At 72.4% G+C, this 20,011-nt stretch carries 18 protein-coding genes; 6 read left to right on the plus strand and 12 right to left on the minus strand.

Annotation, left to right across the window (positions count from 1 at the left end):
* Positions 1-545 precede the first annotated feature (545 nt).
* The 4 genes from C593_RS0101485 to C593_RS0101500 all read right to left on the minus strand — a co-directional run bounded on the left by C593_RS0101485 (position 546) and on the right by C593_RS0101500 (position 5,411).
* On the minus strand, positions 546-2,087 hold the full coding sequence (locus C593_RS0101485; protein WP_018845535.1) for a glycoside hydrolase family 3 protein: 1,542 nt from the start codon (positions 2,085-2,087) through the stop codon (positions 546-548).
* An 8-nt stretch (positions 2,088-2,095) separates the two neighbouring features.
* On the minus strand, positions 2,096-2,932 hold the full coding sequence (locus C593_RS0101490; protein WP_486591066.1) for a carbohydrate ABC transporter permease: 837 nt from the start codon (positions 2,930-2,932) through the stop codon (positions 2,096-2,098).
* Between the two features lie 23 nt (positions 2,933-2,955).
* On the minus strand, positions 2,956-3,972 hold the full coding sequence (locus C593_RS0101495) for a carbohydrate ABC transporter permease (RefSeq protein ID WP_018845537.1): 1,017 nt from the start codon (positions 3,970-3,972) through the stop codon (positions 2,956-2,958).
* 155 nt (positions 3,973-4,127) lie between these two features.
* Entirely contained in the window at positions 4,128-5,411 is a 1,284-nt protein-coding gene (locus tag C593_RS0101500; RefSeq protein WP_018845538.1) for an extracellular solute-binding protein, read from the minus strand.
* A 285-nt stretch (positions 5,412-5,696) separates the two neighbouring features.
* On the opposite strand from C593_RS0101500, the gene C593_RS0101505 reads away from it, so the two are divergent.
* From C593_RS0101505 to C593_RS28570, 4 genes are all read left to right on the plus strand, one after another.
* A complete protein-coding gene (locus tag C593_RS0101505; RefSeq protein ID WP_018845539.1) occupies positions 5,697-6,461 on the plus strand; it encodes a GntR family transcriptional regulator in 765 nt (254 codons plus the stop codon).
* 360 nt (positions 6,462-6,821) lie between these two features.
* Complete coding sequence (locus C593_RS0101510) at positions 6,822-7,022, plus strand: hypothetical protein (RefSeq protein ID WP_018845540.1); 201 nt, start codon at positions 6,822-6,824, stop codon at positions 7,020-7,022.
* A gap of 109 nt (positions 7,023-7,131) precedes the next feature.
* Positions 7,132-7,344, plus strand: coding sequence for a hypothetical protein (locus C593_RS0101515; protein WP_018845541.1), 213 nt, complete (start codon positions 7,132-7,134; stop codon positions 7,342-7,344).
* Positions 7,345-7,414: 70 nt separating this feature from the next.
* Positions 7,415-8,194, plus strand: coding sequence for an AfsR/SARP family transcriptional regulator (locus C593_RS28570; RefSeq protein ID WP_018845542.1), 780 nt, complete (start codon positions 7,415-7,417; stop codon positions 8,192-8,194).
* 88 nt (positions 8,195-8,282) lie between these two features.
* Here C593_RS28570 and C593_RS28575 read toward each other — a convergent pair whose 3' ends face one another.
* The 7 genes from C593_RS28575 to C593_RS28590 are packed head-to-tail and all read right to left on the minus strand — an operon-like array spanning position 8,283 to position 16,266.
* A complete protein-coding gene (locus C593_RS28575) occupies positions 8,283-9,710 on the minus strand; it encodes an endonuclease/exonuclease/phosphatase family protein (RefSeq protein ID WP_018845543.1) in 1,428 nt (475 codons plus the stop codon).
* The gene (locus C593_RS0101530) at positions 9,707-10,714 is read right to left on the minus strand and encodes a glycosyltransferase family A protein (RefSeq protein ID WP_018845544.1); all 1,008 of its coding nucleotides are present in this window, start codon (positions 10,712-10,714) and stop codon (positions 9,707-9,709) included. Before C593_RS0101530 ends, C593_RS28575 begins: the two co-directional genes overlap by 4 nt.
* A 54-nt stretch (positions 10,715-10,768) precedes the next feature.
* On the minus strand, positions 10,769-11,683 hold the full coding sequence (locus tag C593_RS28580; RefSeq protein ID WP_018845545.1) for a UbiA prenyltransferase family protein: 915 nt from the start codon (positions 11,681-11,683) through the stop codon (positions 10,769-10,771).
* Between the two features lie 9 nt (positions 11,684-11,692).
* Positions 11,693-12,730, minus strand: coding sequence for an NAD-dependent epimerase/dehydratase family protein (locus tag C593_RS0101540; RefSeq protein ID WP_018845546.1), 1,038 nt, complete (start codon positions 12,728-12,730; stop codon positions 11,693-11,695).
* The gene (locus C593_RS0101545) at positions 12,724-14,124 is read right to left on the minus strand and encodes an aminotransferase class III-fold pyridoxal phosphate-dependent enzyme (protein ID WP_018845547.1); all 1,401 of its coding nucleotides are present in this window, start codon (positions 14,122-14,124) and stop codon (positions 12,724-12,726) included. The genes C593_RS0101540 and C593_RS0101545 overlap by 7 nt, the downstream gene beginning before the upstream one ends.
* A complete protein-coding gene (locus tag C593_RS28585; RefSeq protein WP_018845548.1) occupies positions 14,111-15,115 on the minus strand; it encodes a lysylphosphatidylglycerol synthase domain-containing protein in 1,005 nt (334 codons plus the stop codon). The genes C593_RS0101545 and C593_RS28585 overlap by 14 nt, the downstream gene beginning before the upstream one ends.
* Positions 15,112-16,266, minus strand: a complete 1,155-nt coding sequence (locus C593_RS28590; protein ID WP_158686789.1) for a glycosyltransferase — start codon at positions 16,264-16,266, stop codon at positions 15,112-15,114. Before C593_RS28590 ends, C593_RS28585 begins: the two co-directional genes overlap by 4 nt.
* Positions 16,267-16,434: 168 nt before the next feature.
* Here C593_RS28590 and C593_RS0101560 point away from each other — a divergent pair, with 168 nt between their 5' ends.
* Positions 16,435-17,631 carry an endonuclease/exonuclease/phosphatase family protein gene (locus C593_RS0101560; protein ID WP_037744505.1) on the plus strand — a complete coding sequence of 399 codons (1,197 nt, stop codon included), beginning with the start codon at positions 16,435-16,437 and terminating at the stop codon, positions 17,629-17,631.
* Between the two features lie 151 nt (positions 17,632-17,782).
* Here C593_RS0101560 and C593_RS0101565 read toward each other — a convergent pair whose 3' ends face one another.
* Positions 17,783-18,721: an aldo/keto reductase gene (locus C593_RS0101565; protein WP_018845551.1), complete on the minus strand. Its 939-nt coding sequence runs from the start codon at positions 18,719-18,721 to the stop codon at positions 17,783-17,785.
* A gap of 221 nt (positions 18,722-18,942) precedes the next feature.
* On the opposite strand from C593_RS0101565, the gene C593_RS0101570 reads away from it, so the two are divergent.
* Entirely contained in the window at positions 18,943-19,926 is a 984-nt protein-coding gene (locus C593_RS0101570; protein WP_018845552.1) for a helix-turn-helix domain-containing protein, read from the plus strand.
* Positions 19,927-20,011: the final 85 nt, after the last annotated feature.

Below are 20,011 nucleotides of genomic sequence, written 5' to 3' on the forward strand. Positions count from 1 at the left end.
GGGCCGCGGCGCCACGACGGGACCCTCAGCCCGTCGGGCACCGCAGCCCGGAGTCGCCCGGCCCACGGGTGTGCGGTTCCCGTCGGCCGTTTCAGAGGTCTCGGCGCAGTCAGGGCAGAGAGCGTCGGGGACCTCGTTCCACCCTCCTGTGCGGGGAGGGCGGAGGCTTGTGTCTTCAATTGTGGACTAGACCATTCGGACTGTCCATGCATCTGCAGAGTTTAGTTCCCCGGCCATACTTATGCACGGGGCAAAAGGGACCGACTGCCGTTCCGTCCGGCCGGCCGGAGTTCGCTGCGTCACGCTCCGAGCCCCGGCGGTTCGCTGCGTCACGGATCAGCGCGTCTCGGTGACCTTCGCGAGGGCCCGTGGCGCGCCGGACATGATCCGGCCGGGCAGGCCGGCGTCGCCGGGGTCGTCGCCGGGGGCGCCGTGCCCGGCCGGGGGGCGGTGGACACGGGCGGTGCCTCCAGGCGGTCCAGGTGCCCGGGGCGCCGGCCCGGCCCGGCGCCCCGGCGCCCCCCCCCGGCACGGTCGCGCTCCGGTCAGACGCCGGCTCCCCCGCCGGTGACGACCTCGGCGGCGGCGCGTCCGCAGACGCGGGCGGCGCCACGGGTCGCGATGTGCAGGGCTCCCCTCGGTTCGGCCCGGTCGATGCCCATCTCGACCACGATCGTGTCGGGGCGGGCCGCGACCAGGGCGTCCAGGGCCTCGGCCATCCAGGGGTAACGGTGGACGTCGCGGACCACGGCGACGATCCTGCGGCCCTCGCCCGCCCGCAGCACGTCCGCGACCACGGCGGCGGTGCCGGTCCCGGCCGCGTAGGAGCCGGTGGTGGTGCCGGGCAGCAGGCCGGCGAGTTCGGCGGCCACGCCCCACGGGGTCTCGTCGCCGACGGCGATATTGGCCACGGGCGCCAGGGCGGCGACGTACACGGGCGAGGTGACGGGCTCGAAGGGGCGCTCGCCGGGGGTGACGCGGACCGCGCGGCGGGCCGCGACGAGTCCGATGCCGGAGCCGGGCGCGGTCCCCTCCTGTGACGCCGCGCCCGGCTCTGCCGCAGCCCCCCTGGCCCGGCGCGTCCATTCGGCGAGGGCGCGCACACGCGCCGCCGCGTCGGCCAGCCGCTCCTCGGGCAGGTCGCCGTCCCGCACCGCGGCGACGATCGCGTCGCGCAGCCGCAGCACGGTGCCCTCGTCCGCGAGGCCGCCGCCGACGCAGATCGCGTCGGCACCCGCGGCCAGGGCGAGGACCGAGCCGCGCTCGATGCCGTACGTGGACGAGATGGCCTGCATCTCCATCCCGTCCGTGACGATCAGGCCCTGGTAGCCCAGCTCTTCGCGGAGCAGACCGGTGAGGATCCGCGGGCTCAGGGTCGCGGGACGATTCGGGTCGAGCGCGGGCAGAAGGATATGCGCACTCATCACCGCTTTGGAACCCGCCGCGATGGCCGCGCGGAAAGGCACCAGTTCACGGGCGTGCAGTGTGTCCAGGTCCACATCGATGCGGGGCAGCGCGTGGTGCGAGTCCACATTGGTGTCGCCGTGTCCGGGGAAGTGCTTGGTGCACACGGCGACTCCGGCCGCCTGCATGCCCTCGACGTACGCGACGGTGTGCCGGGCCGTCAGCTGCGGGTCGGTACCGAAGGACCGCACCCCGATGACCGGATTGTCCGGGTTCGAGTTGACGTCGGCGGACGGCGCCCAGTTGAGGTCGACCCCGCACACGGCCAGCCGGCGGCCGAGCTCACGGGCGACGTCCCTGGTCAGGGCGGTGTCGTCGACACAGCCCAGCGCGTAGTTGCCGGGGAAGGAGGAGCCGCCGCGGACTTCGAGGCGGGTGACGTCGCCGCCCTCCTCGTCGATGGCGACGAGGACGTCGTCCCGTTCCGCCCGCAGCCGCGCGGTGAGGGCGGTGAGCTGCTCGGGGGTGGCGATGTTGCGGCCGAACAGGCCCACCGCCGAGAGACCTTCGCCGATCTGCCGCAGCAGCCAGTCCGGTGCGGTGGTGCCGGTGAAGCCGGGCTGGAGGACGGTGAGCGCGTCGCGGACGAGGGTGGCGGAGGCGCCGCTGAGAAGTGTGGTCATGGTGGGCGTCATCCCTTCACGGCGCCGGCGGTCATCCCGCCGACGGCACGCCGCTGGAGGAACAGGAAGACGATGAGCACGGGGAGGGCGAAGAGGGTGGAGGCGGCCATGGTGGCGCCCCAGTCGTCGCCGAAGGCGGTCTGGAACTGGGTGAGCCAGAGCGTCAGGGTGTGGGCTTCCTTGTCCTTGTTCAGGACGAGGACCATCGCGAACTCGTTCCAGGCGGTGATGAAGCCGAAGAGCGAGGTGGCCATCAGACCGGGGGCGAGCAGCGGGAAGATCACCTTGCGGAAGGCCTGGCCGCGGGTGCAGCCGTCGATCTGGGCCGCCTCCTCCAGCTCGACCGGCACGGCGGCGATGAAGCCGCGCAGGGTCCAGATGGTGAACGGGAGGACCATCACGAAGTAGATGGCGGTGAGCAGCGGGATGCTGTTCAGCATGGCGCCGTCGCGGGCGATCATGTACATCGCGATGACCATGACCTCCCAGGGCGCCATCTGGGCCATCATCACGACCAGGACCACGGCCCGGCGGCCCTTGAACCGCATCCGGGCGATGGCGAAGCTCGCCGCGAGGGCGACCAGCAGGGCCAGCAGGACCGCGCCGAAGGTGACGATCAGGCTGTTGGCGACGAAGGTCCAGAACAGGTCGACGCCGGTCGCGGTGGGGTAGTTCTCGAAGGTCGGGGTGAAGACGAAGACCGGGTCCTTGGAGAGGATCTCGTGCTGCGGCTTCAGCGAGGACGAGAACATCCAGTAGACGGGGAAGATGAACAGCGCCGCCAGGGCGAGCGCGGTCAGGTTCTTCAGGATCGCCGCGGGCTTCAGCGGCCGGCGGCGGCGCAGGACCTGCGGGGTGGTGGACGTGCTCACTGGTCGTCCTCCTGCTTCAGGATCAGGCGGAAGTAGAAGGACATGGCGGCGAGCAGCATCAGGATCGTGAGGATCGAGATCGCGGCGGCGAGGCCGTAGTGCTGCTGTCCGAGGCCCTCGATGTACGCGTAGACGGGCAGGGTCTCGGAGCCTCGGTCGGGGCCGCCGAGGTTCATGGCGTACACCTGGGCGAACGCCTTGAAGACCCAGATGATCTCCAGAAAGGTGGTGATCATGAAGAAGGGCTTGAGGTTGGGGAAGACCACCGACCAGAAGGTCCGCCAGCCGCCCGCGCCGTCCATCTTGGCCGCCTCGTACAGCTCGGACCCGACCGTGGTCAGGCCGGCGTACATGTTGAGGGCGACGAAGGGGACGGAGCCCCAGACCACCAGGAGGGTGACGATCACCAGGGTGGAGAAGCCGGTCTCGAACCAGTTGTGCTGTTCGTAGCCGGCGAAACCGAGCGTGCGCATCAGCCAGTTGACGACACCGAACTGCTCGTCGAAGAGCCAGCGGAAGATGGTCACGGAGGCGACGATCGGCATGGCCCAGGCGAACATCAGCGCCAGGGAGAGGGTGAGGCGCATCTTCTTGCCGAGGCGGTTGAGGAGCAGTCCGATCAGGGTGCCGAGCCCCATGATCAGCAGCACGTTGGCCGCGGTGAAGAAGACGCTGCGCAGGACGACGTTCCAGAAGTCGGAGTCGCCGAGCAGCTTGGTGTAGTTCTCGAAGCCGATCCAGACGGTCTCGCGGGTGATCATCTCCCGCCGGTTGACCTGCTGGAAGGAGAGCATCAGATTGCGGATCAGCGGGTACAGAAGCAGCGCGGCCATCGACAGCAGCGCGGGTGTGATCAGCAGATAGGGCAGGAGGCCGCTGGGCAGTACCCGTCTGCCGCGAGGAGGCGGTGTCGCCTCCACGGAGCCGGAAGCGGGTGGTGGAGTCTGCGGCGTCGCCCTCCCGGGCGAGCCGACGGAGGCGGAGTCCACCGCCCCGTGGGAGTCCACGGTCATGGTTGTCTTCCTCGCGGTTCTGGGGCTGCCTCCCCGGCGGGGGCGGGCTCCCGCCGGGATGGGCCGCGTCCCTCGGCACAGGGACGCGGAGCACTAAGACGGCCCGGTGGTGCGGCCGCCTCACGGGGGCGGCCGCACCACCGGGTGCTGTGGACCTACTCCTGGTTGACGCGCTCGGTGATGACCTTGTCGGCCTCTTCACCGGCCTTCTTCGGGTCGGTGCCCTTCAGGACCTTGGTCATGTAGTCCTTGATCGGGTTCGGCGCGGTCTCGACGTTCGCCCAGCCCGGGGTCACCGGGGTGATCTTGCCGACGGGCGCGGCCTGGGCCATGGCCTCGGCGAAGGAGCCGGCCGGCGGCTTGAACTGGGCCGCGTCGTTGTTCGGGAGCAGACCGCCCTCGGTGGCCTGCGCGTACTTGGCCATGTGGTCCTTGCCGGCCGCGAGCGCCAGCCACTCCTTGGCGAGGTCCTTGTTCTTGGACCGCTCGGCGACGGCGAGGTTGGAGCCGCCGAAGAAGACGGAGCCCGGCTTGTCGGCCGTCTTGCCCGGGATCGGGAAGTAGCCGAAGTCGGCCTTGCCGCCGGCCTTGGTGATGGCGTCGATCGCGCCGCCGGCCTCCCAGCCGAGACCGATCCAGGACGCGACACCGCCCTTGGGCACGATGTCCGTGGACTGCTGCGGGGTCGCCTCGTCCTTGTCCTTCGGGGCCGTGGAGAAGGACTGCAGCTCCTTGTAGAAGTTGATCGCCGCCTCCGCCTCGGGGGTGGCGAGCGAGCCCTTCCACTTGTCGCCGTCCTTGACCGCGAGGTCGCCGCCCTCGTCCCACACGAAGCCGGCGTAGACGTACCAGCTCTGGCCGGGCAGGTAGATCGGCTGGATCTTGGAGTCGGACTTCTTGATCTTCTCCAGGCCGGCGATCCACTCGTCGCGGGTCTTCGGCGGCTGGACGCCGGCCTTGGCGTAGGCGGCCTTGTCGTAGATCACCACGCGGTTGGCCGCGTACCAGGGAGCGGCGTAGAGCTGGCCGTCGAGCTCGGCGGAGGACACCATGCCCTTGTTCCAGCCGTCGTAGCCCAGGTCGGCCTTGCTGTCGGTCAGGTCGGCGAGGCCGCCGGTGACCGCGTAGCCGGCGGTCTGGGTGTTACCCAGCTCCAGGACGTCCGGCGGGGTGTCCTCGGAGAGGGCCGTGGTGACCTTCTCCTGGATGCCGTTCCACTGCTGCGTCTCGACCTTGACCTTGACGCCCTTGTGCTTGGCCTCGAACTCCTTGTTGACCTCGGCTATCCAGGCCTCCGGGGCGGAGCCGTCCATGACCCAGACGGTCAGCGTCTTGTTCCCACCGGACTTGCCGCTGTCACTGCCGCCGTCGTTGCCACACGCGGCGACGCCGACCATCATGCCCGCGACGCCGATCGTCGCGACGAGCTTGCGCTTCACGCAATCCTCCTCAGGGATGCCTGCAAACCCTGCCCACCGCGCAGCCTTACCTAAGGAGTAGTGCCTGTGGGTCTGGGACTTGGCCTCTAGTGGTTTAGACCAGTAACCGGAGCTTGGCCTAGACCTATAGGGGTGTCAAGGGTGTATAAGAAGGGCTGTCGTGTCCGTTATCGGACCGACACCTGAGGGAGGGCGACGACCCGCTACCGGTCCGTGCCACCATGTGAGCCGCGACAGACGGAGGAGCCGGTGACGGCACGAGCGCAGCAGTCGGAAAGGCGGGCCATGACCACGGACGGGGGTGGCACGGAGGCCGAGAGCGGAGCGGGCACGCGCATCGCGCGCGTCCCCAAGTACTACCGGCTCAAGCGGCACCTGTTGGACATGACGGAGACCCTGCCGCCCGGCACGCCGGTACCGCCGGAGCGCACCCTCGCCGCGGAGTTCGACACCTCGCGCACCACCGTGCGCCAGGCCCTCCAGGAGCTGGTCGTCGAGGGGCGGCTGGAGCGCATCCAGGGCAAGGGCACCTTCGTGGCCAAGCCCAAGGTCTCCCAGGCCCTGCAACTCACCTCGTACACCGAGGACATGCGCGCCCAGGGGCTGGAGCCCACCTCCCAGCTGCTGGACATCGGGTACGTGACGGCCGACGACACCCTGGCCGGGCTGCTCGACATCACCGCCGGCGGCCGGGTGCTGCGCATCGAACGGCTCCGGCTGGCCAGCGGCGAGCCCATGGCGATCGAGACCACGCACCTCTCCGCGAAGCGCTTCCCGGCCCTTCGGCGGTCCCTCGTCAAGTACACGTCCCTCTACACCGCCCTCGCCGAGGTGTACGACGTCCGGCCCGCCGAGGCCGAGGAGACCATCGAGACCTCCCTCGCCACCCCGCGGGAGGCGGGGCTGCTCGGCACGGACGTGGGCCTGCCGATGCTGATGCTCTCCCGGCACTCGCTGGACGCCCGGGGCGAACCGGTGGAGTGGGTGCGGTCCGTGTACCGCGGCGACCGCTACAAGTTCGTGGCCCGACTCAAGCGGCCGCAGGACTGAGCCCGTACTGAGCCCGTCCGGACGAAAGGCCGGTGGCCGCATCCCCCCGGGGGTGCGGCCACCGGCCTTTCCCGTGCCCGGCCGGCCCGGACGCCGCCGGCCGCCCCGGCACCTTGTGACCGGCAGCAACGTGACAGCACCCGTGAAGTGGCTGGTCGCCGGAGTGCGGACGCGGCGCCAGGCCATGACCCCAACTGACCGGGGCAGTTGGTGCCACCCGTGAATTACTGACTCCGGACAGCGGATCGAGCATTCTGGAACACGTCGAAGGGGGAACCCGGCAAGGGACCCTTCAGAGGACTTCCGAAGAATTCCTTTCGCGTCGCCGACGCGTTCCCGACTACTCGAAGGAGTATTCCCGTGCGCGCTTCCACCGCTCTCACCGCCGCCTTCTCCACCGCCTCCGCCACGACCGCCGCCGTCGCCCTCGCCGCCGGCCTCGCGCTCGGCACGGCCTCCGCCACGACGCTCGCCGAGAGCCCGGCCGTCACCCCCGCCGCCGCCCCGGTCACCACCGCCGCTCCCGGCGACGACACCCGCGACGGATTCTCCTGGGGCTGACCGAACCGCTCACACACCCCGGGAACCCGCGATCTACCTCATCGGCATCTCGCTGGCCCCGCCCCCCGCGGCGGCCCCCGAGCCCCCCAAGCCCCCCGAGCGGCTCCGCGTGCTGAAGGCCCTGGAGCGGGCCGTCGGCTCCGCGGACCCGATCGAGACCGCCCGGGCGCTGGTCGTCGGACGGTCCGTCCGGATCGCCCTGTGCGTCGACGGGCCCTGCGAGATCGAAGCAATCGGGCACGCACTGGACGTCTGCCGGCGCCTGCTCGCCACCACACCGGAATTCGCGCAGTACCGCATCGGCGACTGCAAACTCCTGTGAGACCTGTTTCAGTTCCACCTGCGAAGCACCGAAAGGTGACGCACCGAAAAGAGAACGGGGAATTCCAGCCGTGCTCGTGCACATTCTTGGCCCGCTGCGCGCCGAGGTCGACGGCGTGCCGGTTTCGCTCGGCGGCAGACGGACGCAGACGATCCTCGCCCTCCTCGCCCTGGAGGAGAACCGGGTCGTCCCGACCGACCGCCTGGTGGACGCCGTGTGGGGAGCCGCCCCGCCGGCCAGCGCCCGCACTCAGATCCGCATCTGCGTCTCCGCGATCCGGCGTGCCGTGGCCGAGGCGGCCACCGCCTCGCCGACCGGGCCGGGCGCCCCGGCCGAGGACCCGATCGAGACCCACACCCTCGGCTACCGGCTGCGCCTGTCACCCGGCGGACTCGACTCCGCGCTCTTCGACGCCCGGGTGGGCCGCGCCCGCCGACTGGCCCGGGAGGGACGCGGGGCGGAGGCCGTACCGGAGCTGCGCGGCGCGCTCGCCCTCTGGAACGGGCCGGCCCTCGCGGGTCTGACCAGCCCGGCGCTGGAGCCGGCGATCCGCCGGCTGGAGGAGGACCGGGTCCGGGCCACCGAGGAACGGCTGCGGCTGGAGCTGGAACTCGGCCGGCACGAGGACGTGATCGGCGAGCTGATCGCGCTGACCGCGGAGCACCCCTTCCGGGAGCGGCTGCACGGCCAGTTGATGCTGGCTCTCCAGCGGTCCTGCCGCACCGCCGAGGCGCTGGCCGCCTACCGGCGCATCCGGCTGACGCTGGTGGAGGAACTGGGCATCGAGCCCGGGCCCGAGCTCAGCGGTCTGGAGCAGGCGATCCTGACGGGCGAACGCCTGAGCGCGTGAGCCGACGCCGCCCGGCCCGGGGGCCCGGGCCGGGCACGCCGGGCCGGCACGCCGGGGCGGGGCAGGCCGGGCCGGGCACGGACGGGTTTCAGAGGGTGATCCACAGATCCTGGAGCCGGTGCTCCGAGATCCCGTCCGTGGGCCTGAGCTCGTACCGGTGCGCCGTCACGTCCCCGGCCGTGAACGCCCAGTCCACCCGCCAGAACGGCAGCGGCCGGTTGAAGACGCTGTCCCACTCGAACCCGACCGGGGCCGGGAACTTCCAGCTCAGGGGCAGCAGATCGGTGTTGGCCTCCAGAGCGTCCCGGGCCAGTGAGCGCACCCCGTCCAGATCGCGCATCGCCGCCGTCGAGTTGAAGTCGCCCGCGATCACCACCGGGTGGGGGTTGTCCCGCAGGTCCCGTTCCAGGCCCGCGACCTCCTCCTGCCGCCAGTCGAACTTGCGCTGGAAGTAGGCGTCGAAGTCGAAGTCGGCGAAGGGATCGAGGTTGTCCGGCGCCAGCTGGACCGTGACGTGCACGTTGTACACGCTGAGCACCCGGTCGCCCACCTGGAGGTCGGTGCGCATGACCTTGTCCCGTTCGAAGATCCGCTTGAACGCGGGGGACTTCTCGCGGTCGAGCTCCTTGCCCGGGCCGACCGGCGGCTTGGCCACCACGGGGAAGCGGGAGATCGTCAGCAACTCGCCCCGGCGGGCGATGTGGTAGCCGGGGAACTCCTCGCGCAGGCGGGCGTCGTCGTCGATCCGGCGGTAGCCCTCCTCCCCCAGGCCCGGCTGCCACAGCACGTGCTCCTGGAGGAGGTAGACGTCCGCCTCCTGGCGGTGCAGCAACTCGTACAGCCGGTCCACTCCGGTGTCCGCGGCCCAGTACTGGGTGTTGAGGGAGACGATCCGCAGCGCGCCGGGCGGCACCGTGGGCTCGTCGCGCCAGAGGGCGGGCCAGTTGATCCCGGACCCGGTGAGCAGGGCCAGCACCAGGGCCGTCGCGGAGATCCCGGCCGCCCAGGGGCGACGGCGGCCGCAGGCCGCGGCGCTCGCGGCGAGCAGCAGCGCGGGGACGGCCAGCAGGAGGAGCGGGGGCGCGGCGTCCAGCAGGATCGCCCAGTGCCAGCGTCCGCTGACCTGCCAGCGGACCACGGCGTAGAGCAGCCAGAGGGCGGCGAGGGCGCAGAGCAGCCGTCCGTACCAGAGCCGCAGAACGCGTGCGACGCGGCGGCCCGGGCCGGCGGGGCCCGCACCGCCGCCGGCACCGAGCGGGTCACCGGGGCTACCGGGCCCGCCCGCACCGGCCGCACCAGCCGCACCAGCCGCACCGCCCGGACCGGTGCCGGGCTTCCCTGGCTCCGTCGGGCCGGGACCGGGCTCCGTCGAGCCGTGGTCCGCGCCGTCCCCGGGGCTGCCCGCACCGCCCGGACCCGTGCCGGGGTCGCCGGGCCCGCCCGGGGCTGAACCGGGCCGGCCCCGCGCGGCCGACATGGCCGGCCCGGGCACGGGCCGGGTCTCGTGGCGGGTCATGCCGCACCCGCCTGGAGCCGGTACATCCGCCGGAAGCGCCCGCTGACCGCGTACTGCGCGAGCCCGAGCGCCAGCCCGCCGACCACCGCCGTGTTGACCAGGAGATGCGCGGCCGTGAAGAAGGCGAGGAAGGCGAACCCCCGCTCCCGCCGCACGAACCGGTACTGCCCGAGGTCCGCCAGGACCGTTCCCGCCAGCGCCGCGAGGAAGACCGCCGGCGCCCACGGGGTGAGGACGGCGAACGGCAGGGCCGCGACGGCCAGAGCGCCCAGGACGGATGCGGCGGCCCGGCCGCCGGTCTCCATTCCCTGCATCGCCCGACCCCGGTCCAGGTAGAACGGCACCCGCAGCCGGCTGCGCACGAACGCCTTGCGCAGCAGCGGACGCATCCGGCTCTCGTCCGAGAGCTGCCCCCGGATGCGGGAGCTGAGCAGCATCGGCCAGCGGGCGGCCATCCGCTCGGCGTGGTCGATCTCCTCGGTCTGCCGCAGCGCGGGGTTGAACCAGCCGGCGTCCATGAAGGCGGCCCGGCGCACCGCGCCCAGGGCGTAGAACCCGCCGCTGACCAGCCCTTCGGCGCTCTTGCGCCAGTAGTGGTACTGGAGGATGCGGTACTGGCCGACCAGGGGCTCCGCGAACAGCGGCTCCTTGTCGGGTATGCCGAACACCGCGCCGTACGAGGGGTTCTCCTCGAACAGGGCGACCGCCTGGGCGACGGCCTCCGGGTGCATGGTCAGATCGGCGTCCAGGAAGAAGACGATCTCCCCCTTGGAGGCGCGGACCCCGAGGTTCCGGCTGGCCCCCGGGCCGCCGTTCTCCGGAGCGCGCACCAGGCGGACCGGGTGGGCCGCGGCCCGTTCCGCGCAGCCGTCGGTGCTGGCGTCGTCGACGACGATCACTTCGAGGTTGGGGTAGGTCTGCGCGCGGATCGACTCCAGGCACAGATCGATGGTGCGGCGGTCGTTGTACATGGGGACGACCACCGAGACGAGGGGTTCGGTCATGGGATGTCCTCAGGGAGGTACGGACTCGGGGAGGTGCGGAAGGGGGCGCGGGGGTCAGACGAAGGCCGGCAGGAGCAGCAGCGCGCCCCAGACCGAGGAGTTGGCGAGCATGGTCCGGTCCCGGAGCAGGGTCCGCACCGGCTCGCCGCCCCCGCCGTCGACCACGACGACCTGGAGGTAGCGGAAGAGCGCGAAGAGGGCGCAGGGCACGGTGAGCAGGGCGAGGTCGCCGAAGCCGGACTCGGTGCGCAGGTACATCAGGTAGCCGATCATCGTGAGGGTCGAGCAGAGGACCAGGACGAGATCGAGGAAGTGGGCCGAGTAGCCCACCAGCGCGGGTCGGTGGCCGGTGCCGGAGACGCCCAGTTCGTGCCGGCGCTTGCCGAGGATCAGGACCAGGCAGACGACGAGGACGGTGAGGACCAGCCACACCTCCACCGGCCGGTGCGCCGCCTGGTAGCCGCCGATCAGACGCAGCACGAAGCCGGTCGCCACCACGAACACGTCCAGCAGCGGCAGATGCTTGAGCTTGAAGCTGTACGCACCGTTGACCGCGAGGTAGAGCAGCACCACGGCGGTGGTGCCGGTGCCCAGTACGGCCAGGGCCGGGACCAGCAGGGCGGCGATCACCACCGCCGTGGTGACGGCGGACGCCATGCTCATCCGCCCGGAGGCGAGCGGCCGGTGGCGCTTGACCGGGTGGCGTTTGTCGCGTTCCACGTCGGCGATGTCGTTGAGGACGTACACCAGCGAGGAGGCGAGGACGAAGGCGGCGGTGGCGAGCAGGACGCGCAGTCCGGTGTCCGGGTGCCAGCCGGCCCCGAGCAGCGGCAGCGGCACCACCGCGATGTTCTTGGGCCACTGGCCCGGCCGGACGAGGGCGAGCGGGGCGGGCAGCCGCACGGCGCGGGCCGGTGCGGGGGCCGGGGGTCTTTCCTTCAGGTCCTTCAGATCCTGGAGATCGGTCATGACGCCCTCTCAGAAGAAGATCTTCGCGGCGGACAGCAGCCCCTGCTTCCAGGGGTCCCGGCTGGTGCGGCCCGAGGTGGCCCGGCCGCCGGCGCTCTCCGGCGGGGCGGTGTGCCGCGCGGTGCGCCACCAGTCGTAGGTGCGCAGCACCGCCTCCGCGTTGGAGTGGCGGGGGGTGAAGCCGAGCCGGGCCTTGGCCTTGTCGATGCTGACGTAGGAGTCGTCCATCAGCTTGTGCAGCAGCCGCCCGTAGACCGGGGAGAGCCGCAGCCGTTGCAGGACGCTGAGGACCGCGAGGGCGGGGCGGGCGGGGAGGCCGATGACCCGCTTGCCGTGGCCGGCGGCGTCCAGCACGGCCTGGAAGTCCTCGCGCAGGGTGCCGAATTCGGCGGCGGCGAGGTTGTAGGTGTCGTTCGCGACCTCGTCGGAGGCGGCGAGGACGGTGACCACGGCGTCGACCAGGTCGTCCACGGCGAACATCTGGATGCGGACGTTCCCCTTGCCCAGTACGGGGAAGTTGCGGCCCTCCTCGGCCCATTCGAAGAGCATGGAGAACAGGCCCATCCGGCCCGGCCCGACGAAGGTCTTGGGGCGCAGGATCGGGACGCAGACGCCCGTGGCCCGGTACCGCTCCGCGACCTCCTCGGCCGCCGCCTTGGCGCGGCTGTAGGTGTCGACCGGTTCGCGGGGGTACTCCTCCGGGGTCGGGACCACGGTCGGCAGCCCGTAGACGGCGGTCGAGGAGATGTGCACCACGCGACGGGTGCCGGCCGCCTCGGCGGCGGCGAAGACGTTCTCGGTGCCGCCGACGATGATGGAGCGGATCAGCTCGTCGGGGTAGCTGGGCAGGGCGGCGGCCGCGTGGATCAGGACGTCCGCGCCGTCCAGGGCGCGGTCCATCAGGGCACGGTCGCGGATGTCCCCGGTGAACTCCACCCCGGGGCCGGGGCGGAGGTCCACCCCGCGGACCTGGTGGCCCTCGGCGAGGAGCCGTTCGACGAGCCGGGAGCCGAGCATGCCTGCCGCGCCGGTGATCGTGATCACCACTGGGAGCTCACCTTCTGCTTGATGAAACGGGCGACCAGGGAGGTCAGCCCGCGGTCGAGGACCTCGCCCAGCGCCTCGACCGTGCGCTCGGCCTCCACCGGTTCGGTGACCAGGGAGGGGCCGATGATCAGCGGGTTGAGGCCGTTGAGGGTGTAGTAGGCGTAGATGCCGTGGTCCTCGTAGAGCGCGTTGATCACCGCGCAGGTGACCAGCTTGGTCTTGAAGCGGGGATCGCGGGCCATGCCGCCGGGGGCGAGCCTGGCCACCAGGTCGAGGACGCGCGGGCCGCCCTCGATGAAGACGCCCCACAGCGCGCCGGCGCCGGCGACCCTGCCGATCTCGTCGGGGAACTCCTTGGCCAGGCGCTCCAGGCCCGGCTCCAGGACGGCGCCCAGGGCACGGGCACGGGCCGGGTAGTCGTCCTCGACGGCGATGTTGACGGCCTCCAGGGCGGTGACGCACTCCTCGCCGAAGCCGTAGTAGGTGGTGGAGGTGGACTGGAGGAGGGCGTCGCCGAGGTTGTCGTACGCCTTGCGGAAGACCGGCTCGCGGGCGACGAAGGCCGAGATGGAGGACTTGCCGCCGCCGAAGGACTTGGAGGTGGTGAGCACGTCCGGGATCAGGTCCGGGTAGCGCATGAAGTGGAAGAGGCTGCCGGTCTTGCCCCAGCCGGTGTAGATCTCGTCGAAGATCAGCACGATCTTCTCCCGGTCGCACAGCTCCCGCAGTCCGCGCAGGAACTCCTCGGAGCACCACTGGATCGTGGAGGCGCTGAACGGCTCGATGAGGATGGCGTACACATCGTCCGGGTGGGCGGCGACGGCGCGCTTGACGGAGCCGAGGTCGCCGTAGCGGAAGGTGTCGATGCCCGGGATGGTGGGGAAGCCGAACTGCGCCTGGCCGGTGAGTCCGCCGGAGCCGAGGAGCTTGCCGTGGAAGGCGCAGTCCGCCCGGAGGACGGTGTTCCGCCGGCCCTTGTGGTACTTGTACGCGAGCTTGACGGCCCCCTCGACGGCCTCGGCACCCGAGTTGGGCAGGAAGGACATGTTGAGGTCGCCGGGCAGGACCTCGGCGAGGTTGTGGCCGAGGGCGGCGAGGTAGGGCGAGAAGTAGGTCTTGTGGACCTCCATCCGCCGTTCGCGGGCGAAGCGTTCGCGGGCGGCGAGGATGCGGGGGTGGTTGTGGCCGTGGTTGAGGACCCCGACCCCGCCGGTCATGTCGAGGACGCGGCGCCCGCTGTCGAGGGTGAGATAGGCGCCCTCGGCACTGGTGACCAGCTCGCGGCCGAAGCCGAAGGAGGTCATCAGGGAGACCTGGCTCTTGTTCACATAGCGGCGGTAGAGGTCGTGGACCTCGCCGACCTGGAGGTTCTCGGCGTCGTCAAGGGTGTACACGGGCTTCTCCCATCGAGAGGGCGTGGGTGTGCGGAGCGGGGGCGGTGGGGGTGGAGGCCGGCTCGGGGGCCGGGGCAGCGGGAACGGGAGCGGGGACGGGGGTGCCGCGCAGCCGGGAGAGGACCAGCACCAGGCCCGCGCTGCCGAGTTCGGCGAGGACGCAGACCACCCGGCTGGCGATCGCGACCGCCGCGGCGAGCCCGCCGGGCAGCACGGTGGCGAGGGCGGCTGTGATGGTCAGCTCCCGCACCCCCCACCCGTCGGGCACGATCACGGCCAGGCTGCTGACGACGGTGGCCAGCGCGAACCCGCCGACGCCCGCGCCCAGGCCGGCCCAGAGCGGCGCGCCGACCGCGAGGGCGAGCAGCCACAGATGCAGTCCGGACGCGGTCCAGGAGGCGACCGCCAGCAGGACGGCCCGGCGGACCGCCGCGTCCGGCGGGGTCTCGACCGGCCGTTTGACCAGCCGGGCGGCGACCGCGACCGGCCGGGTGACCAGGGCCGGGCGCACGGTGGCGGCGAGGAAGAACAGCGCCGGCAGGCAGAGCCAGCCCCACTGGCCGGGCAGGGCGGCGGGCGCGGCGGCGAGGCTGACGGCGGCGCCGGTCAGCAGGGTCAGAGCCAGGCTGAGCACATAGGCGGAGGCCATCTGGGAGCCGGGCACCCCGACGGCCCGGCCGTGGGCGACATGGGTGATCACGCCCCAGACCCGGCCCGGCACGTACTTGCTGAGCTGTCCGAGGAAGTAGATCCGGGCCGCGTAGAGACCGCGGATCGGGTGTTCGCCGGGGACGAGGACCCGCCAGGCGTGCACCGCGAGGACCAGCCCGGCGATATTGGCGAGGAGGGAGGCGAGGAGCAGCGGGACCGCGTCCGCGCGGGCGAACGCCCGGGCCGCGGTGGGGCCTTCGCCGCGGACGACCACGTACACGCCGATCAGGGCGGCGACCACGATGACGGGGGTGAGGATCTTGCGGAGCCGTTCGGTCATCGCCCGGCCACCGCCCGCCGGTCCCGGTCCTGCCCCTGGTCCCGCACCTGGGCCGGCTCCTGCACCTGGTCCCGGTCCCGCACCTGCTTACCGTCCCGGTCCCGCACCTGCTCCCGGGCTCCGGACTCGCCACGGCGGGCGCCGCTCCGGTCCTCGCCGCCCCGGGCCGCGCGCGGCAGGACGGCCCGCGCCGCCGCCCGGAGGCCGCCGACCGCCGCCCCGGCCAGCAGCGCGGTATGGGTGAGCAGATGGACGCCCGCGAAGAAGGGCACGAAGGCCGCGCCCCTTCGCCGCCCGGCGAACCGCAGCAGTCCCAGGTTGGCCAGGCCGAAGGCGAGCAGTCCGGCCGCCGGCAGCGCGGCGGCAAGGGCCGGCGGCAGCCAGGGCGCCACCGGCAGGGACCCGAGGACGAGGGCCGCCGCGAGCACCGAGGCCGGGCTGTTGGCGGTCAGGTTGCTCCGACCGCCCCGGCGCGCGGAGAGCAGAGCGGGGACCAGCAACAGGGCCCGGCGGTAGGTCTCGGCGAGCAGGGGTCCGAGCCGGTGCTCCTCGTCGTGCCGGGCCATCACCTTCTCGGTGAGGACGATCCGGTAGTGCGGCGCGAGCCGGTCGCTGAACTCCAGGTCCTCGGAATCGCGCAGGCTCTCGTCGAAGCCGCCGAGCCGGTCGAACACCGCGCGCGGCACGGCCGCCTGGGCGAAGAAGGCCGTCTCCACCTCGCCCGCGCCCCGGGCCCGCCACCAGTAGGCGTGCAGCACCTTGTAGTGCTCTACCGGCCCGTCGTCGAAGAGCGGCTCCGGGGCGATGACCCCGTGCACGCAGCCCAGTCCGGGGTCGGCGCGCAGGAGCTCCAGGGCGGCCGCCACCGAGTCCGGGGTCAGGGCCTCGTCGGAGTCGAGGAAGAACAGCACCTCGCCGGTGGCGGCCGCGATGCCCGCGTTCCGGGCGGCGGAGACGCCCCGGTTGGCGCCGTCGCCGAGCAGGGTGCAGGGATGGCGGCCGGCGATCTCGGCGGTGGCGTCGGTGCTGCCGTCGTCCACGACGATGACCTCGTGGACGGGGTGGGTCTGCGCGTAGACGGACCGCAGGCAGGCGTCGAGGGTGCGGGCGGAGTTGTAGGCCGGTATGACGACCGACACGGTTTGCGTCATGGGCCCAGTCCACCGGGCTCGCGTATTGGCCGGATATCGGTTGCGTATCGCCGGACGGAGCCACCGCGACCTGCCAACTCCCCTTTCAGTCAAGTCAGTTGTGGCCTGCTAGCGTTCCCGGCCACAGCTCGGCGGGAGGGCCGCCGAGACCTTCCGCGAGGGGTGTTCATGTCCCGTTCCGGCGTCGTCGCCGAGCCCGTGTCCCCGGTGGCGGACGCGGCCCGTCCCGGACGCTCACGGTGGCCGCCCCCGGGGCTCCGGGGGCTCCGGGCGCGGTGGCGGGGGCTGCCGCGCACGGCGCGTCTGCTGGTCGCGGCCACCGCCCTCTGGGCGGCGTTCAGCGCGGCCGGCCCGGTGCTCAGCGGCCGCTGGTGGGTGTGGCTGCTCCCGGATCTGGCGCCGCCGCCGCTGCTGCCCGTGGTCCCGCTCGTCCTGCTGGCCTGCTGTTTCGCCCGCCCGGCCCGGCGGGTGCGGCGGGCCCTGGTCCCGGTGCTGGCGCTGCTGATGGTCGCGGCCGTCCCCCGGGCGGGGCTGAACTGGGCCGCCCTCGCGCCCGGCGGTGGTCCCGGTCCGGCCCCCGCCGGCGCCCTCACGGTCTACTCCTGGAACACGCTGTACTGGGACACCACCGACGACCCCGACGCCTTCCACCGCCATCTCGCGGCCCGGAACGCGGACGTCTACCTCCTCCAGGAGTACCTGGCGTGGGAGGACGGCCGGCCCGCGCCCATCGCCCGGCTGGACCGGCTCCGCCGGGAGTTCCCCGCCCACCACGTCGCCGTACTGGGCGAGCTGGTGACCCTCTCCCGCTACCCGATCGTCGCCCGGCCGCCGGTGGGACAGGCGCGCGGGCTGACGGCGGGCACGCCCTGGCGGGAGCGGTTCGAGCGGGGCAAGGTGCTGCGCACGGACATCGACGTCGGTGGCACGGTGGTCTCCTTCTACAACGTGCACATCCCCGTGCAGCTCGACGTCCTGCGCAGCCCGCTGAACCCCGGCTTCTACCGGGTGATCCGGGACAGCGACCGCGCACGGCGGGACCACTACGCGGCGCTGCGGCGGGACGCGGCCGCCAACCCGCGTCCGGTGCTGATCTCCGGGGACTTCAACACCACCCCGGCGATGGGCGATCTGGACGGCCTGCGCGCCTCCTTCCGGGACGCCCTCCCGGCGTCCGGTTCCTTCCTGCCCGGCACCTGGAAGGCGGGTGGGGCGGCGGGGTTGTGGCGGCTGGACTGGACGTTCACCGACGAGCAACTGGCCGTCCACCGCTACGCGTTCACCTCGCCGGAGGGACTGTCCGACCACCGGGGCCAGGAGCTGACCGTCTCCCTCGCGCGCCCGTCCGGACCCGCCCGCGACTGACCCCCGTTCCGCCGCGTCCCCGGCCGCCCCTCCTCGGCGGCCCGGGACGCGGCGCCCCCCGTACACCGGGCGCCCCGTACGGGACGCCGCCTCGCACGCGCGTCTCAGGTGACGACGCGGACCTCCGAGGCGGGCGCCCGGGGCGCCCGCCTCAGACGCCCGCCTCGTCCAGCCGGCGTCGCTGGCCCGCGTCGAGGCGCAGGTCGAGCGCCCCCATCGCCTCCTCGATCTGGGTGACCCGGCTGGCCCCGACCACGGGCAGCACGGCCGGGTCGTGGTCCAGCAGCCAGGCCAGCACCACCTGGTTGACCGTCGCGCCCAGCTCCCCGGCCACCTCCCGGAGAGCGGCGAGGCGCGGGGGCGTGCCCGGGTGGTCGTACGCCCCGGGGACCTCGACGTCTTCGCGGGTGTAGCCGCCGGCCAGCAGGGAGCTGTAGGCCCACAGCCGCAGCTCCCCCTCGGCCCGGACGTAGTCCAGGAGTTCGGGGGTGACGTGCACATGGGCGGAGGACGGCAGTGGCATGTCCAGGCGGGGCTGGAGATAGGAGTACCGGTACTGGAGGTGGGTGAAGCGCGGCCGGTCGCCGGCGAGGGCGCGGGCCCGCTCGACCCGCCAGACGGCGTGGTTGCTGACGCCCAGCTCCCCGGCCTTTCCGCCGTCCACCAGGTCGGCCAGGGCCGCCACGGTCTCGGCGAGCGGGGTGGCCCGGTCCTCGATATGGGCCCAGTACAGCTCGACGCGGTCGGTGCCGAGCCGCCGCAGGCTCGCCTCCACGGCCGCGCGGACGGCCTTCCCGGACAGGCCCTCGGCGTTCTCCAGACCGGTACCGGGGGTGGCGGGCCGGGCGCCGCCCTTGGTGGCGAGCACCACCTGGTCCCGGTTGCGGCGGTCCGCGAGCCAGCGGCCTATCACGTCCTCGCTCTCGTCACCGGTGCCGCCGTCGACCCAGAAGGAGTAGTTGTTGGCGGTGTCGATCACCGTGCCGCCGAGTTCCGTGAAGCGGTCGAGCACGGCGTACGAGGTCTTCTCGTCGACGGTGGTGCCGAACGGCAGGGCGCCGAGAGCGATGGTGCGCTGCGGGATCGCCATGGATGCAGTCCTAACTCACACAGACGGGCTTTGGACTAGACCATCTTGGATCAACGGGACGGCCCGCAAGGGCGTTTCACACAATCGCACGGTGATGTCACATGCTGGACATGATTGGTCTAGTCCTGAAACCCGTACCCGGCATAGCATCACAGGGCCCGCACACCAGGGCACGGACGGTCACGGCAGAGCACGACGGAGTCGGCACTCGGGGGGACACGTTGCTGGAGGCGCTCGGGATACAGCAGTCGGCGGAGATCGCCTACCGACTGATGCTCGAACGGCCCGACTACGCGGTGGCGGACATGGCGCGCCACCTCGGCTGGACGGAGGCGGAGGTCCGCGCGGCCCTCACCGGTCTCGCGGACGCGAAGCTGGTGGCGATGGAGGACGAGTCGGGGGCCGTCTCCCCGGCCAACCCCGAGGTGGGGTTCTCCTTCCTGCTCGCCCGCGCCGAGGCCGAACTCAGCCAGCGCAGACGGCAGGTGGAGCAGGCCGAACGGGCGGTGGAGGAGATCCTCGCCGGCTTCGCGGACGGCGGCGGGCGGGCCTTCCGCCACGACGTCGTCGACCGCATCCACGGAGTGGACGCGGTCCGCGAACGGCTGGAGACCCTGGCGGCGACCGCCCGCTCCGAGTGCCTCTCCCTGCTGCCGGGCGGCGCCCAGCTGCCCGACACCATGGACGCCAGCCAGCCGCTGGACGAACTGGCCCTCGCCCGGGGCGTCCGCATCCGCTCCATCTACCAGGAGAGCTTCCGCAACGACCCGCCCACCCTCGAATACGTGCGCTGGTACTGCGATCTGGGCGGCGCGGCCCGCACGGTGCCGGTGGTCCCGATGCTGATGGTGGTCATCGACCGCAAGGCGGCCCTGGTGCCCATGGACCCGGAGGACGGGCGGGCCGGGGCACTGGAGGTGCGCAGCGGCGGCCTGGTCAACGCGCTGGTGGTCCTCTTCGACCACCTCTGGGAGTCCGGCACCCCCTTCGGCGAGACCCCTCGCCGCGACGAGCACCGGCTCTCCCCCCAGGAGCGCGAACTGCTGCTGCTCCTGGGCATCGGCAGCACCGACGAGATCGCGGCCCGCCGGCTCGGGGTCTCCCTGCGCACGGTCCGCCGGATGAGCTCGGAACTGATGTCCCGGCTGGGGGCGCGCAGCCGTTTCGAGGCCGGCGTCCGGGCGGCCAAGGAGGGCTGGCTCTGACATCCCGTCCGGAAGACCGTACAACGCTGAGACGAACGGCCGTTCCGGAGCGACGAACGGTCGCCGTGGCGCGCCCGGCGGTCGT

The organism is Streptomyces sp. CNT372, assembly GCF_000377145.1.